The 14,320-nt window shown below is 60.6% G+C and carries 15 protein-coding genes; 10 read left to right on the top strand and 5 right to left on the bottom strand.

Going from position 1 to position 14,320, the window contains the following annotated elements:
- Positions 1–10 precede the first annotated feature (10 nt).
- Positions 11–1,531 carry a histidine--tRNA ligase gene (gene hisS / locus ACI3K0_RS05825; protein ID WP_183823150.1) on the bottom strand — a complete coding sequence of 507 codons (1,521 nt, stop codon included), beginning with the start codon at positions 1,529–1,531 and terminating at the stop codon, positions 11–13.
- Positions 1,532–1,677: 146 nt separating this feature from the next.
- On the opposite strand from hisS, the gene ACI3K0_RS05820 reads away from it, so the two are divergent.
- The 6 genes from ACI3K0_RS05820 to ACI3K0_RS05795 all read left to right on the top strand — a co-directional run bounded on the left by ACI3K0_RS05820 (position 1,678) and on the right by ACI3K0_RS05795 (position 4,657).
- On the top strand, positions 1,678–1,908 hold the full coding sequence (locus tag ACI3K0_RS05820) for a DUF6290 family protein (protein WP_183823152.1): 231 nt from the start codon (positions 1,678–1,680) through the stop codon (positions 1,906–1,908).
- Complete coding sequence (locus ACI3K0_RS05815) at positions 1,892–2,161, top strand: type II toxin-antitoxin system RelE/ParE family toxin (RefSeq protein ID WP_183823154.1); 270 nt, start codon at positions 1,892–1,894, stop codon at positions 2,159–2,161. The genes ACI3K0_RS05820 and ACI3K0_RS05815 overlap by 17 nt, the downstream gene beginning before the upstream one ends.
- A 17-nt stretch (positions 2,162–2,178) precedes the next feature.
- A complete protein-coding gene (locus tag ACI3K0_RS05810) occupies positions 2,179–2,931 on the top strand; it encodes a hypothetical protein (RefSeq protein WP_183823156.1) in 753 nt (250 codons plus the stop codon).
- 78 nt (positions 2,932–3,009) lie between these two features.
- Positions 3,010–3,408 (top strand): hypothetical protein, encoded by a 399-nt coding sequence (locus ACI3K0_RS05805; RefSeq protein ID WP_183823158.1) that lies wholly within the window; start codon positions 3,010–3,012, stop codon positions 3,406–3,408.
- A gap of 52 nt (positions 3,409–3,460) precedes the next feature.
- Complete coding sequence (locus tag ACI3K0_RS05800) at positions 3,461–3,862, top strand: DUF305 domain-containing protein (protein WP_183823160.1); 402 nt, start codon at positions 3,461–3,463, stop codon at positions 3,860–3,862.
- Between the two features lie 78 nt (positions 3,863–3,940).
- Positions 3,941–4,657: an HAD family hydrolase gene (locus ACI3K0_RS05795; protein WP_183824092.1), complete on the top strand. Its 717-nt coding sequence runs from the start codon at positions 3,941–3,943 to the stop codon at positions 4,655–4,657.
- Here the strand turns inward: ACI3K0_RS05795 and ACI3K0_RS05790 are convergent.
- Positions 4,654–5,277: a DNA-3-methyladenine glycosylase I gene (locus ACI3K0_RS05790; RefSeq protein ID WP_183823162.1), complete on the bottom strand. Its 624-nt coding sequence runs from the start codon at positions 5,275–5,277 to the stop codon at positions 4,654–4,656. The two genes, ACI3K0_RS05795 and ACI3K0_RS05790, sit on opposite strands and share 4 nt — an antisense overlap.
- A gap of 305 nt (positions 5,278–5,582) precedes the next feature.
- Between ACI3K0_RS05790 and ACI3K0_RS05785 the strand changes: the two genes are divergently transcribed.
- Positions 5,583–6,413 (top strand): L,D-transpeptidase, encoded by an 831-nt coding sequence (locus ACI3K0_RS05785; protein WP_183823164.1) that lies wholly within the window; start codon positions 5,583–5,585, stop codon positions 6,411–6,413.
- 162 nt (positions 6,414–6,575) lie between these two features.
- Entirely contained in the window at positions 6,576–7,259 is a 684-nt protein-coding gene (locus ACI3K0_RS05780) for a L,D-transpeptidase (RefSeq protein WP_183684971.1), read from the top strand.
- A 33-nt stretch (positions 7,260–7,292) separates the two neighbouring features.
- On the opposite strand, the gene glcF is transcribed toward ACI3K0_RS05780, so the two are convergent.
- From glcF to ACI3K0_RS05765, 3 genes are all read right to left on the bottom strand, one after another.
- Positions 7,293–8,615: a glycolate oxidase subunit GlcF gene (gene glcF, locus ACI3K0_RS05775; RefSeq protein WP_183823167.1), complete on the bottom strand. Its 1,323-nt coding sequence runs from the start codon at positions 8,613–8,615 to the stop codon at positions 7,293–7,295.
- Positions 8,616–8,937: 322 nt separating this feature from the next.
- Positions 8,938–10,140, bottom strand: coding sequence for an FAD-binding protein (locus tag ACI3K0_RS05770; protein WP_183823169.1), 1,203 nt, complete (start codon positions 10,138–10,140; stop codon positions 8,938–8,940).
- A 292-nt stretch (positions 10,141–10,432) separates the two neighbouring features.
- Positions 10,433–11,866 carry an FAD-linked oxidase C-terminal domain-containing protein gene (locus ACI3K0_RS05765; RefSeq protein ID WP_183823171.1) on the bottom strand — a complete coding sequence of 478 codons (1,434 nt, stop codon included), beginning with the start codon at positions 11,864–11,866 and terminating at the stop codon, positions 10,433–10,435.
- Positions 11,867–12,200: 334 nt separating this feature from the next.
- On the opposite strand from ACI3K0_RS05765, the gene ACI3K0_RS05760 reads away from it, so the two are divergent.
- Together ACI3K0_RS05760 and ACI3K0_RS05755 are read left to right on the top strand one after the other, a co-directional pair.
- Positions 12,201–12,683, top strand: a complete 483-nt coding sequence (locus ACI3K0_RS05760; RefSeq protein WP_404945287.1) for an NUDIX hydrolase — start codon at positions 12,201–12,203, stop codon at positions 12,681–12,683.
- A 111-nt stretch (positions 12,684–12,794) separates the two neighbouring features.
- Positions 12,795–14,315 carry an inorganic phosphate transporter gene (locus ACI3K0_RS05755; RefSeq protein ID WP_183823173.1) on the top strand — a complete coding sequence of 507 codons (1,521 nt, stop codon included), beginning with the start codon at positions 12,795–12,797 and terminating at the stop codon, positions 14,313–14,315.
- Positions 14,316–14,320: the final 5 nt, after the last annotated feature.

Genomic DNA, 14,320 nt, shown 5'->3' with positions numbered 1-14,320 from the left:
GGAAACGCGATCAAACATCCTTCGCCCGCCTGCGATCTTCGGCCTGAGCCGCGAGAATATCCTTCACCTTGGCAACAAGATCGGCTTCCGACACAGTTTCCTGAGCCACACGCGCCTCGCGCCACGAAGCGTTGTCCTCGATCTCACCAGACAGGCGCTTGCCCTCGATCAGGTCCTTCAACTGTACGACGCCTTCCGCGCGCTCATCACCGCCCTGAATGATGGCGATCGGGCAACCTCTGCGGTCGGCATATTTCAGCTGGTTGCCAAACTTCTTCCAGTTGCCCTGATACATTTCGGCGCGGATGCCTTCGGAGCGAAGAGCCTGCGTGAAACGCTGGTAACGGCCCATGCTTTCCACATCGCCATCCATGACGGTGACGAGGACGGGAGCCAGGACCTCGTCCTGCCCCAGCTTGCCGAGGTTCTTCAGCGCCGTCATCAGCCGCGATACGCCGATGGAGAAGCCCGTTGCCGGAACCGGCTGCCCCATGAAGCGCGAGACGAGACCATCATAACGCCCGCCACCGCCGACCGAGCCGAAGACGACCTTTTCACCCTTCTCGTTGGTGACGTCGAAGGTCAGTTCGGCTTCGAAGACCGGACCGGTGTAATATTCGAGGCCGCGGACGACGGAAGGATCGATCTTGATGCGGTCCGGGCCGTAACCGGCACCGGTCGCCAGAGCGCCGATCGTGTTCAGTTCATCGACGCCTTCGCCGCCATTGGCAGTACCGGCAACGAGCTCGGCAAGCTGGGCAGCGCTTTGCGCATAGTCCTTGATGCCGACGAAGAAGAGAACCTTGTCGATCTGGTCGGCATTCAGGCCCGCACCCTTGGTGAAGTCACCGCTCTCGTCCTTGCGGCCTTCGCCGAGAAGCAGCTTCACACCTTCCGGGCCGAACTTGTCGAGCTTGTCGATGGCGCGCAGCACGTTCAGGCGCTGGCCGGCCTTGTCGTCACCGCCGAGACCGATGGCTTCCATGACGCCATCGAGAACCTTGCGGTTGTTGACGCGGATCACATAGTCGCCGCGCTTGATGCCGAGCGCTTCCATCGTGTCGGCCATCATCATGCACATTTCGGCATCGGCCTGAACGCCCGGCGCGCCGACCGTATCGGCATCGAACTGCATGAACTGGCGGAAACGGCCCGGACCGGGCTTTTCGTTGCGGAACACATAACCGGCGCGATAGGTGCGGAACGGCAGCTGGATCTCGTTGAAATTCTCCGCCACGTGACGGGCCAGCGGCGCCGTCAGGTCGTAACGCAGGCTCATCCACTGCTCGTCATCGTCCTGCAGCGAAAACACGCCTTCGTTGGGGCGGTCAGAGTCAGGCAGGAACTTGCCCAGCGCATCGGTATATTCGAACAGCGGCGTCTCGACCGGATCGAAACCGTAGCGCTCATAGACCTCGCGGATTTTCGCCGTCATCTCGTTGGTCGCATGGATATCGGCAGCCGAGCGGTCGACAAAACCGCGCGGCAGGCGGGCCTTGAGTTTCTGGGGCTTCTTTTGCTTGTCGCTCATGATCGATATCCATTGCTTTGTGGCCTTCGGAAAAGGCCGAAAATACGAGCGGTTTCTTAGAGGATGAGGCCTCACCCGGCAAGGGCGGCGGCTGGCGAAGAGTGCAGCGCAATGGTATATACAGGCGACCTGAAGGATTAATCACCATGAACAAGCGTGTCACCATCGAAATGCCGGATGAGATGATGAAGCTCGTAGAGGAATATGCGGCCGAAGCCGGTTCCGCGCCGGATGCCTATATGCGCGAGGTGATCGAGCAGCATCTGGAGGATTTGCACGACATCGCACTCGCCGAGGCGGCGATGGAGCGCTTAAAAAACGGCGAGCGCACCTACACCTGGGAAGAGATGGAGCGCGAGGTTGGCGTGGAAGATTGACTTTCAGGCGACTGCGATCAAACAGCTCAAGAAAATGGGCCATATAGAGTCGGCTCGCATACGAGATTTTCTGCACACCCGGGTGAAGCCGCTCGACAATCCCCGCCAACTCGGCAAGGCCCTTCAGGGGCCTCGTTTCAAACATCTCTGGCGCTACAAGGTCGGTGACTATCGCATCATCTGCGACATACAGGATCAACGACTGGTGGTTCTGGTGATGGAAGTTGATCACCGCCGCCAAGCCTACCGTTAGTCTTTGCCTGTATTCATATGATCCTCGAAGCCATCCAATATACCGCGACCGCTCTGGTCACGCCGCGAAAATTCCGTCCCTTCATCCGCTCTTCTCTCGGCCTCTGGGGCCGGGCGGCGCGTTGCACGAAGGACTGGGCGGCGCATGAAGAGAATTGCCATGCCTTTATCCGCGAGACGATCGCGCCGATGAAACAGCGGCGCACCGCCGTCGTGCTCGGCTCCGGCCTGCTGCGCGATGTGCCGATAGTCGAACTGTCGAAACGCTTCGATACCGTCGTGCTGGTCGATCTCGTGCATCTCGCCAGCGTCCGCACATGGATCAGGGCAAAGCGGCTGACCAATGTCCGGTTGATCTCGCGCGATCTTTCCGGGCTTGAGGATGCGCTGTCTGGAAAGACACCGGAGCCGCTGGCGTTTCTGCGGCAGGTACCCTATCTCGATCTCGTCGTCTCGGCCAATATCGTCTCGCAGATCGGCGTCGGCTGTCGCCGGCTGCTGGAGCGATCCGGCCATGAAAATCCGGATGCAGTCATCTCGCAACTCATCCGCGCCCATCTCGACGGACTTGGGCAACTGCCCTGCAAGACGGCGCTGCTGACGGACATCAGCTATGAGGTGACCGACCGCGACGGGGCTATCCTTGAAGAGGACGACCTTCTCTGCGGCGTTGCGGCGCCTGAGGCGAAACGGCGGTGGAACTGGCCGGTGGCGCCGTTCGGCGAGATTGGCCGCGACCGGCAGGCCATCCATCGGGTGATCGCGGTCTGAACCGTCACCGCATCCGATCAGCGTGACGTGATGCCGGCCTCGCTTGATTTCCAACGCCCAAAGCTTAGAATCATTGCAATGAGACAGCTCGCCACCATCATGATGTTTGCCGCCTGGCTCCTTTACGGAGCGATGCCGGCTATGGCTGTCATGCCTATGGCGGGTGCGGCAATGGCTGGCGCAGCAATAAACGCCGGTCCAGCAACGTCGCAGCACGCCATGCCGGTCCATTCGGGGCATGGCGATATCGCGCAATCCGATCCCATGCATGGCGAGATACAGCAGCCTTGCCCGCACAAGAGCGAAGACGGCAAGAAGATTTGCGTCGCACCTTTCTGCTCCGCCTGCCTGGTGATGCCGCCGCACATCACCTTCGCCGATAGCGGCCGTTTCATCCACCGTTACCCCGCACCGGAAACCGGCCTTTCGCTGATCGTTTCAGGCCCTGCGCCGCTGACGCCTCCTCCCCGAGCCTGATCGTTTTCGTCATATCATCGATAACGAATTTCAGGACACGGAAGGATACCTCATGTCCAAGACCACGATCATTGCCGCGGCTGCGATAACGCTCGCCTTTGCCAACACGTCCTTCTCCGGCGCATTTGCGCAGGAAATGAAGGGCCACGACATGAAAGGCCATGCTGGCATGACGATGAATGCTGCGTCGGCCGAAGACAGCGCCTCGACAAAAGCCTTCAAGGCCGCCAATGCAAAAATGCATCAGGGCATGGCGATCGAGTTTTCCGGCGATGCGGATGTCGATTTCGCCCGCGGAATGATCGCCCATCATCAGGGCGCGATCGACATGGCCAAGATCGAACTCGAATACGGAAAGGACCCGACCCAGCGCAAGCTGGCGGAAGCAGTGATCAAGGCGCAGGAGGCCGAGATCGCCGACATGCAGGCCTGGCTGAAACAGCACGGAAAATAAGAGCTGAATGAGATGGCGCCGGGCAAGCTTGCCGCTTGCCCGGCGTCGATCTTCCTCCATATGATAGGGCCGGAGGCAGTGGACATGCGCCCGATTACCGCTATCGGCTTTGATGCCGACGATACGCTCTGGCAGAACGAACAATATTACCGGCTGACGGAAGAGCATTTTCAGACGCTGCTCGGCGATTTTGCCGAGGGGCCGGATATTTCGGCCAAGCTGCTCGAAGCCGAAAAGCGAAACCTCGAATATTACGGTTTCGGTATCAAGGGTTTCACCCTTTCGATGATCGAGACCGCCGTCGAGATCACCGAGGGCAAGGTTCCGACAAAAACGATCACCAAGATCCTCGAGATTGGTCGTGACCTTTTGCGCCATCCGGTGGAATGCATGCCGCATGTGGAAGAGACGCTTGAAGCGCTGAACGGCCATTATCTGCTGGTGCTGATCACCAAGGGCGACCTGTTCGACCAGGAGCGCAAGCTGGCGCAATCAGGCCTTGGCGACTACTTCGATGCCGTTGAGATTGTCTCGGACAAGAACGCCACCACCTATCGCCGCATCTTTCACAAGGTTGCAGAAGGGCCAGAACGGGCGATGATGGTCGGCAATTCATTGAAATCCGACATCGTGCCGGCAATTGCCGCCGGCGCTTACGGCGTCTTCGTTCCCCACGCACTGACCTGGGTTCTTGAACACGTCGACGCGCCGACCGATGCTCCGCGCTTTCGCCAGATCGACCATCTGGGCGAGCTGCACGGCGTGCTGAACGGCATCACCTCGGCCTCGGATTAGGGTCGTTTGAACCTCAGCCGCATCTCGTCCACCTCGCTCTGGCAGAAGCAGCCGTCGATATGGTCGTTGACCATGCCCATGGCCTGCATGAAGGCATAGATCGTCGTCGGGCCGACAAAGCTCCAGCCGCGTTTCTTGAGGTTCTTCGAAAGCGCCACGGAAACCGGCGTGGTCGGATTGGCGCGCAGCGTTTCGAGATCGCGCGTAGCCGGGCGCTGGTCGGCACCGGGTTCAAAACTCCAGAAGAATTTGGCGAGCGAGCCGAATTCCTGCTGCAGTTCGATGGCGCGGCGAGCATTGTTGATGGTAGAGACGATCTTGCCGCGATGGCGGATGATACCGGCATCCGCCACCAGCCGCTCGATGTCGGCCTCACCGAATTCCGCCACCTTGTGAAAGTCGAAGCCGGCAAAGCCCGCGCGAAAATTCTCGCGCTTGCGCAGGATCGTCAGCCAGGAAAGGCCGGACTGAAACCCTTCGAGGCAGATCTTTTCGAACAGACGGATATCGTCGGTGACCGGGCGGCCCCATTCCTCGTCGTGGTAACGGCGGTAATCCTCCAGCCCGCCATGCCAGAAGCAGCGTCCCCTGCCATCCTCGCCGGTTATGATGCCCGCCATTTCCTTCTCCCAGACCATACTATCCGCTCTAATTCTTTCTACGCAATTCCAATCGTTAACGGCAGTATCGCCGGTTTCAGTTTCAGGCAACCATGTCTCGAAACCGGCGGGTAACCTTGCCGGAAGCTATATCGGATTTGACGCATGAAACGCGCCACCCGTTTACCATTCGCTTTGAGCTTGCGTTCACCATCTGCCTCAAATGGCGGGCAATTTAAGTGGCGCATCGTACTTTCCGAAAATCGATTTCGATTTTCAGGTCGATGCGCGGCCGCCTTTCGGTGATTGTAACGAGTGGATCCGACATGAAGGCGAAACTTCTTCTCGCGCTGGGCCTTGCTGCCCTGTTTTCCAGTTCCGCAATGGCGGATGATCGTTATCGCGAACGCCCGCCGATCGTGGTCAGTCCCGATCTTGCTGCTCCATGGCTGATGCAACTCGGTGCGCAGCCGCAGGCCCGCCAGAGACAGGTTCAGCCGCAGCGATCGATGAAGCCGCAGGCCGTGGTGACCGGCCAGCGCAATTATTACCCGGCGGCGCCGAACCGGCCCGGTGTCGCGCGGCAGGCGGACGTGCAGCAACCGGCCCGCACGCCGGTCGTGCGCCGCGGCATCTTCGGCGACAACAGCCAGGTGCAGCAGGCAGCCGTGCGTCCCAACCGGGCTGTCCGCAGCCAGATCGAGCCGCAGTTCCTGCCGCAGATGGTGGCCTATGACACGAAGGAAAGGCCGGGCACGATCGTCATCGATACCAATAACCGTTTCCTCTATCTCGTGATGGAAAACGGTCAGGCCAAACGTTACGGCGTTGGTGTCGGCAAACCGGGCTTCGAATGGGCTGGTGAACACAAGGTGACCCGCAAGGCGGAATGGCCGAGCTGGGTGCCGCCGCAGGAGATGATCGCCCGCGAGGCCGCCAAGGGCCACTACCTGCCTGCGCGCATGGATGGCGGACCGGAAAACCCGCTCGGTGCGCGCGCCATGTATCTCGGCTCGACGCTCTACCGCATCCATGGCACCAACGCGCCCTGGACGATCGGCAGCGCCGTCTCGTCCGGTTGCATCCGCATGCGCAACGAGGATGTAACCGATCTTTACGGACTGGTAGAGATCGGAACCAGGGTGATCGTGATCTAGGTTTTCCGCCCCTTCGACATGTATTCATGTGGCCGGATCGACACGATCCGGCCGTTTTATTATCCACAGGCTGCCCATATTCTCGCCTCTTTGACTTGCCCTACAGGCCAAGCCGGGACATTTTGCCTCGGCTTGAAGATCAGATCTGTATGAGGGGTAAGGATGAAATCGCCTAAATTGCTGCTGGCCGTAGCCGGCATGATATTTGCGGCCATCGCCACCATGGCACCGGTCGAGACCGCCAGCGCTCAATCTCAAACGACCGCCAGCGATGTCGCGCCAAAGGTTCGCAACAAGGAAGTGCCGGCGAAATTCCAGCGCCGCAGCGTTCGCTTCACCACCAATGAAGCACCGGGTACGATCATCGTCGATACCAACAACAAGTTCCTCTATTACGTCGAAGGCAAAAACCGCGCGACGCGTTACGGCATCGGTGTCGGCCGCGAAGGTTTCGGCTGGTCTGGCGAAGTCTCGATCGGACGCAAGGCCGAATGGCCGACCTGGACCCCGCCGGCGGAAATGCGCGCCCGCGAAGCCCGCCGCGGCATCAAGCTGCCGGCGGTTCAGCCCGGCGGTCCGGACAATCCGCTGGGCGCCCGCGCCATGTATCTCTACAAAGGGGGCCGAGACACGATCTTCCGCATCCACGGCACCAACCAGCCCTGGTCCATCGGCCTCAACCTGTCTTCCGGCTGCATCCGCATGATGAACAAGGATGTCGAGCATCTTTATGCCCGCGCTCCGGTCGGCTCCAAGGTCGTCGTGATCGGACCCGGATCAAAGCCCGGCGACGTTGCCTTCAAGGATCGTGGCATCGACATTTTCCGCACGATTTTCGGCGGATAACAGAATTCTCCGGAATTGACCTGGGAAGGCCACCTAAACGGTGGCCTTTTCCTTTAAAGCCGACAGTTTCCCCGGCTTCTCGCCACCATAAGCCCAATCCAGCAATTCCACTGTGTGGACGATCGGAATGGCCGTGCCTGAGCCGATCTGGGTCATGCAGCCGATATTGCCGGTGGCGATGACATCCGGTTTCGTCGCCTCGATATTGCGAACCTTGCGGGCTTTCAACTCGGCAGAAATATCCGGCTGCAGGATGTTGTAAGTGCCGGCGGAGCCGCAACAGAGATGCCCTTCCGCCGGATCGCGCACGGTGAAGCCGGCATTTTTCAGCAGCAGTTTCGGTGCCATAGTGATTTTCTGGCCGTGCTGCATGGAACAGGCGGAATGATAGGTGACGTTGATACGTCTCTGTTCCTGTCGAGGCAGATCGAGCGTTGAGAGATATTCGGTTATGTCGCTGGCCAGCGCCGATACCCTTGCCGCCTTTTCGGCATAGGCCGGATCGAGCCGCAGCATGTGGCCGTAATCCTTGATGGTCGTGCCGCAACCGGATGCGGTGATGATGATCGCATCGAGGCCCTTGTTGTCGATCTCGCGTGTCCAGACATCGACGTTGTGGCGGGCAAAATCGAGCGCCTCTTCCTCACGCCCCATGTGATGAACAAGCGCGCCGCAACACCCCTCGCCTTCAGGCAAAATGACCTCGATACCAAAGCGGGCGAGAAGCCGGATTGTTGCTGAATTGATGCCCGGATCGAGCACGGATTGCGCGCAGCCCGAGAGGATAGCCACCCGCCCCCGCCTTATGCCGCGAATGGGCTGGGCGCCGTGCATGACCGTTTCCTGCCGCACCGGTGCAGATTGCGGCGCGAGATCGAGCATGGCGGCGAGCGGCTTCAGCGCCTTGACCTGCTTCAACAACGGCGCGAAAGGGCGGCCGAATCTTGCCAGCGTCAGCGCCGTGCGGAAGCGTGACGGATATGGCAGAACGGCGGCAAGCAGGCTGCGGATCAACCGGTCGATCAGCGGGCGCCTGTAGGTGTTTTCGATATGGACGCGGGCATGATCGACCAGATGCATGTAGTCGACGCCGGAAGGACAGGTGGAAACGCAGGAGAGACAGGAGAGGCACCGGTCGATATGGGTGACGACTTCCTCATCTGCATCGCGACCGTTTTCCAGCATGTCCTTGATCAGGTAGATGCGGCCGCGCGGGCTGTCGAGTTCGTTGCCCAAAGTCACATAGGTCGGACAGGTGGCGGTGCAGAAACCGCAATGGACGCAGCGACGAAGAATTTTTTCGGATTCGGCGACGTGCGGGTCTTCGAGCTGTTCGGGGGTGAAGGAGGTTTGCATCAGAAGGTTCCTCGGATCGTCGAGGTCGCCAGCCCCCCTCTGCCCTGCCGGGCATCTCCCCCACACGGGGGGAGATCACAAGCGGCGCGACCTTCGCGCATGTTTTTTAGGATGCCAACTCCGCCAATTCTGAACGCGCAATCGCCCCTCATCCGGCTGCCGCCACCTTCTCTCCGTTGAAACGGGGAGAAGGGATATGCCGCGACCGCTCGCTCAGCCACTGAGGTCGAGCGGGGCACGTCCCCTCTCCCCGCAGGCGGGGAGAGGGTTAGGGTGAGGGGCACGCCACGAGCAAAATGCCATCTGCTAAAGTTCATTCTCATCACCCCATCTTCCCCACGCTAAAAATCCCCGCCGGATCGAGCTTTTCCTTCACCCGCGCAGACAACGCCGCAACAGCATCCGGCAGCGGTTCGAAGGTCGGGATATCGGCGCGTGCTGCTTCCGTGGCCCGGATCAGGGTTGCGTGGCCGCCGCCCAACGCGCGGATATAGCGGCGGAGAAGCTCAGCTTCGGGATCGGCCTCCATTCGCATCCAGACCAGTCCTCCCTGCCAGTCGTAAAAGGCATCGATGCCGGCCTCCAGACGCAGCGCCGAGACCAGATGATAACCGGCGCTCGGGGCGACCGAGACCCGCCAGAGCGGTTTTTCCGTGCCATCGGCATAAGGGACAACGTTGCGGATCTCGCGCCAGAGCGTGAGGCTCCGTTCCATACCGAGCGTCGCAACCGGTCCGAAGGCTTCCATGACGGCGGCAAGTTTTTGCGCCCGGACCTCTACAGAAGGCCCAAGCCCTTCGAGCCGCAGCACGGTCGCCTCACCTTCCGGCAGGTGATTGCCGATGAAGCGAGAACGGACGCTTGCCGGCAGGTGTGCGGCACCGGAGATTTCCACCGGCAAGGCCATGGCCGCAGCCATCGCTTTTGCCGCCATCTCGTCGTCAAGGCCGGAGATGACGACGGTTTCCACCGCTGGCGGAACCGGCAGCACGCGAAAAGTGACTTCGGTGAGGAAACCGAGCGTGCCCTGCGAGCCGGCCAGCAACTTCGTGAGGTCGAGCCCGGTGACATTCTTCATCACCCTGCCGCCGGCGCGGATGATCTCACCGCGGCCGTTGACGAAGCGGAGACCGAGAAGGCTGTCGCGCGCAGCCCCTGCGGTGAGACGGCGGGGGCCGGAAACGTTGGCTGCAAAAACGCCGCCGATGGTCGGCTCGCGAGAATGAGCTCCATGGGTGCCGAGAATGCCGCGATGATCCATAGGCTCGAAAGCCATCATCTGGCGGTTGGCAGCAAGGGCTGCCTCGACCTCGGAAACCGGCGTGCCGGACCTGACCGTCATCACCATTTCGGCGGGGTCGTAATCGACGATGCCGGTGAGACCTCGGGAGCTGATCTGTTCGGCTGGCTGGTTCGCCCTGGCAAAACCACGGGTGTTGTTGCCGCAGATCTCCAGTGGCTTTCTCTCGGCTGCCGCATTGCGAATGATGTAGGCGGCATCGGCTTCGGTGTTGGGGATCAGCATGCGGGGGATGCTCCCCGCTGGTGTCGAGAGTGTGAATGCCCCCCTCTGCCCTGCCGGCTTTCCTGGGTCGAGCCACGTGTCTCGCCCCGCTCTCCGAGCCCCCCACAAGGAGGGAGATCAGCCAGGCGCACCCCTTTGCCCCAATCAATGTTGGATATGTATCGAGACGATAAGACGGGTAGAGAGAGGAACGAGGAGCATGCCTCTCGTGATCTCCCCCCTTGTGGGGGAGATGCCCGGCAGGGCAGAGGGGGGTGATGGGGGAACGAGACGGAACTGGAAAGCATAGGCTTCATCCCCTCCCTTCCAGCGGAAACACCTTTGACGGATTGAGGATCCAGTCCTCGTCAAACGCGGCGCGCACCGCCATCTGCTGCGCAAGCTCGGCCGGCGTATATTGATGCCGCATCAGGTCGCGTTTTTCGATGCCGACGCCGTGTTCGCCGGTGAGGCAGCCGCCGGCATCGACGCAGAGTTTGAGGATCTCGTTGCCCGCCTCTTCCGCCTTCATCGCCTCTTCCGGGTCATTGGCGTTGAACAAGATCAGCGGGTGCATGTTGCCGTCGCCGGCGTGGAACACATTGGCGACGCGAAGGCCGAAGCGATCGACGATTTCCGACGTCTTTTTCAGCACATAAGAGAGCTTGCCGAGCGGCACCGTGCCATCCATGCAGATGTAGTCGGCGATGCGGCCGGTGGCGCCGAAGGCGGATTTGCGGCCTTTCCAGATCAGCGCGGCCTCGGTTGCCGACTGGCATTCGCGCACGGTCATGACCTGATGGCGACGGGCGATCTCGACGATGTTTTCCAGCGTGGCATCCATTTCCGCTTCCGAGCCTTCGACCTCGACGATCAGGAGTGCGCCGACATCGAGCGGGTAACCAGCCTTGGCAAAAGCCTCGCAGATCTCGATCGCCGGCTTGTCCATGAATTCGATGGCGACCGGTATGATGCCGGCGGCGATAATATCGGCCACGCAGGCGCCGGCTTCCTCGGATGTCGAGAACCCGAACAGGACCGGGCGGGCGCCTTCCGGCTTGGCGATCAGGCGAACCGTCGCCTCGGTGACGATGCCGAGCTGGCCTTCCGAGCCGCAGACGAGGCCCAAGAGATCATAGCCTGCCGCATCCAGATGCTTGCCGCCCAACTCGATCACCTGGCCATCGACCAGGACCAGTTTCACGCCGAGAAGATTGTTGGTGGTGACACCGTATTTCAGACAGTGCGCGCCGCCGGAATTCATGCCGATATTGCCGCCGATGGTGCAGGCAAGCTGGGAGCTGGGATCGGGTGCGTAAAAGAAACCGTCCACCGCCACGGCTTCGGAAATATTCAGGTTGGTGACGCCGGCCTGCACCGTCGCGGTGCGGTTGGCATAGTCGATCTCGATGATGCGGGACATGCGCGACAGGCCGAGCACGATCGCATCCTCCTGCGGGATGGCACCGCCCGAAAGTGAGGTGCCGGCGCCGCGCGGCACGACGGGGATACCGTAGCGATGACAGTATTTCATCACCGCCGCCACCTGCGAGGTGGTACGCGGCAGAACGACGGCGAGCGGCATGCGGCGATAGCTGATGAAGGCGTCTGTTTCGAAGGGAACCAGTTCGCGCGCCTCATGGATGACGCAATCGGCCGGCAGAAGGCCGCGCAGATCATCGATGATGGTTGCCCTGCGAGACAGGACATCCTGCCTCGGCGGCAAAAACTGGATTGGCTGCGGCATGCATTCCTCCCTCGCATGTCTCAATCGCAACCTATTTCATGACGCCGGGATGCTTCAACTTATTCTTGACGAATGTCGCCTCGATGCGTTCGCCATGCGCATTTCGGCAACATTTCGAGGAAAGTTGAACAGGTGTGCAATAAGCTGTTGACGTCTCAGTTTATCGACCCCCTTATATTTAGCTGAGTAAGGGTTTTTAACGGGTGATTCACGATCAAATTCGATCCCGACACCTCGTTAATCCTGGCGCAATCATTATATTAGTAAAATGAAACTCTCGGAGGTGTTTTCTAAATTGGGCCTGATGAACCGTATCGCCAGCAATCTTCGTCTCATGGTGCAGCGCCCCCCGCGCCAGCAATATGCTGCGATCTGCTATCGCGCCACAAAGCGCGGCGAATTCGAGGTTCTGGTTGCCACCAGTCGCGATACCGGCCGGTGGGTGATCCCCAAGGGTTGGCCGATGGAAAACAGACAAGCGCATCAGGTCGCCGAGCAGGAAGCCAGGGAAGAGGTCGGCGTCAAAGGCAAGGCCGAGAAAAAGCCTTTCGGCTTTTACCATTACCGCAAGGGTCTCGGTAACGGCATCAAGGTGCCGGTGCGCGTGCAGGTTCATCTGCTCAAGGTCGAAGGCAGCTGCAAGGACTTCAAGGAAAAGGGCGTGCGGCAGATCGAGTGGGTTTCTCCCGAAGAAGCCTCCAACCGGGTGAACGAGCCGGAACTGAAAATCCTGATGCTGCAGTTTGCCGAAAGGATGCGCAAACCGGTTCAGGATGTCGCCGCGGTTGGCACTCTCGCCATGAAAGCCACGGGCTGAGCAGGCCCTGCGGCCCAACATCATAATCTCTTCAAAAGCGAGCGCTAAAAAAGCTTCGGGATAAACCGGAGCAAGATATCCAAGCGCTGCTCCTTACCGATAAAACGAAGCATGGCCCAACAGAAGCCGCGTCTGGCAAAGCCGACGCTCGACAAGGATCTGGAAAAACTCTCCTCGGTGGAAGACGCCGCGCGGCATACGGCGCGCGGGCTTGCCGGTCCGGGCGTGGCGCTGCTCTTCATCATTCTGGCCGCGATTTTCGCCTCGACCTATGTGACCGGCACATCCGGCTCCGTCATCGTCATCGCCGCTGCGGCGCTGGCCGGCTATATGGCGATGAATATCGGCGCAAACGACGTGACCAACAATATCGGTGCCGCGGTCGGTGCGCGCGCCATGACGATGGGCTTCGGACTTGCCCTGGCTGCCGTCTTCGAGGTGGCGGGGGCCGTGCTGGCCGGCGGCAATGTCGCCACCACGATTGCCAGTGGCATCACCAACGGGGCGTTGATTTCCAGCCCTAACGTGCTGATCTGGGCGATGATGGCGGCGCTTCTTGCCGCTGCCGTACTGATCAACATCGCGACCTGGGCGAGCGCGCCGATCTCGACCACCCACTCCATCGTCGGTGCGGTGATGGGTGCCGGCATTGCCGCCGCCGGCTTCGGCGCGATCAACTGGGGGCTGGTCGCGGGCATTACCGCAAGCTGGGTCGTCTCACCGGTGCTCGGAGCGGTGATCGCGGCGGCGTTCCTTTTGCTGGTCAAGGAAACGATCATCTACCGCGAAGACAAGATCACGTCAGCCAAGACATGGGTGCCGGTGCTGATCGGTATCATGACCGGTGTATTTGCGGGCTATCTGACGCTTGTCGGCGGCAATCAGCTACGTGCGCCCTCGCCTTATCTGGCAAGCCTGGTGGCCGTCGTGACCGGCCTTATCGCCTGGCGGGTACTGATCCCGGTGATTGCCCGGCAGGCGGAGGGGCTGGAAAACCGTAACCAGTCGCTGAGAAAGCTTTTTCGCATTCCGCTGATCCTGTCGGCGGCGCTGATGTCATTTGCGCATGGAGCGAATGACGTGTCGAACGCGATCGGGCCATTGGCGGCGATCGTCGGAGCGGTTCAGGACGTGGCCACCGGCAGCGTGCACCGCATGCCCGGCGTACCGCTGTGGGAACTGGTGATCGGCGGCCTGGGCATTTCGCTCGGGCTTTTGCTTTACGGACCAAAACTGGTGCGGCTTGTGGGTGCCGAGATCACAAAGCTCAACCCGATGCGGGCCTATTGCGTATCGCTGTCAACGGGACTGACCGTGCTCGTCGCGTCGTGGATCGGCATGCCGGTCTCCTCCACCCATATTGCCGTCGGCGCGGTGTTCGGCGTCGGGCTTTTCCGCGAATGGTACACACGCAATTCGAAGCGGCGCTACGAATATATGCGGGTCCGTTCCGGCAGGGACATCCACCCCGAGGCCGAGGAACGCGAGCACAATGACGACGAGATGAAACGGCGCTACCTGGTGCGCCGTTCGCATATCCTGAGCATTCTCGCCGCCTGGATTATCACGCTTCCGGCCGCGGCAGGCCTTGCGGCGATCATTGCTACGGTTATGTTTGCGCTGTTTTTGTAAGAGAA

It is taken from the genome of Rhizobium sp. ZW T2_16 (assembly GCF_044987325.1).
In the GTDB taxonomy this organism is placed as follows: Bacteria; Pseudomonadota; Alphaproteobacteria; order Rhizobiales; family Rhizobiaceae; genus Neorhizobium; species Neorhizobium cellulosilyticum.
Note: the sequence above shows the minus strand (reverse complement) of the source record. Positions and strands in the feature narration are given on the sequence as shown.

What these genes read in the sequence shown, in the direction of transcription:
- hisS (WP_183823150.1), bottom strand. Translation starts at nt 1,531, where the DNA reads ATGAGCGACAAGCAAAAGAAGCCCCAGAAACTCAAGGCCCGCCTGCCG.
- ACI3K0_RS05820 (WP_183823152.1), top strand. Translation starts at nt 1,678, where the DNA reads ATGAACAAGCGTGTCACCATCGAAATGCCGGATGAGATGATGAAGCTC.
- ACI3K0_RS05810 (WP_183823156.1), top strand. Translation starts at nt 2,179, where the DNA reads ATGATCCTCGAAGCCATCCAATATACCGCGACCGCTCTGGTCACGCCG.
- ACI3K0_RS05805 (WP_183823158.1), top strand. Translation starts at nt 3,010, where the DNA reads ATGAGACAGCTCGCCACCATCATGATGTTTGCCGCCTGGCTCCTTTAC.
- ACI3K0_RS05800 (WP_183823160.1), top strand. Translation starts at nt 3,461, where the DNA reads ATGTCCAAGACCACGATCATTGCCGCGGCTGCGATAACGCTCGCCTTT.
- ACI3K0_RS05790 (WP_183823162.1), bottom strand. Translation starts at nt 5,277, where the DNA reads ATGGCGGGCATCATAACCGGCGAGGATGGCAGGGGACGCTGCTTCTGG.
- ACI3K0_RS05785 (WP_183823164.1), top strand. Translation starts at nt 5,583, where the DNA reads ATGAAGGCGAAACTTCTTCTCGCGCTGGGCCTTGCTGCCCTGTTTTCC.
- ACI3K0_RS05780 (WP_183684971.1), top strand. Translation starts at nt 6,576, where the DNA reads ATGAAATCGCCTAAATTGCTGCTGGCCGTAGCCGGCATGATATTTGCG.
- glcF (WP_183823167.1), bottom strand. Translation starts at nt 8,615, where the DNA reads ATGCAAACCTCCTTCACCCCCGAACAGCTCGAAGACCCGCACGTCGCC.
- ACI3K0_RS05770 (WP_183823169.1), bottom strand. Translation starts at nt 10,140, where the DNA reads ATGCTGATCCCCAACACCGAAGCCGATGCCGCCTACATCATTCGCAAT.
- ACI3K0_RS05765 (WP_183823171.1), bottom strand. Translation starts at nt 11,866, where the DNA reads ATGCCGCAGCCAATCCAGTTTTTGCCGCCGAGGCAGGATGTCCTGTCT.
- ACI3K0_RS05760 (WP_404945287.1), top strand. Translation starts at nt 12,201, where the DNA reads ATGGTGCAGCGCCCCCCGCGCCAGCAATATGCTGCGATCTGCTATCGC.
- ACI3K0_RS05755 (WP_183823173.1), top strand. Translation starts at nt 12,795, where the DNA reads ATGGCCCAACAGAAGCCGCGTCTGGCAAAGCCGACGCTCGACAAGGAT.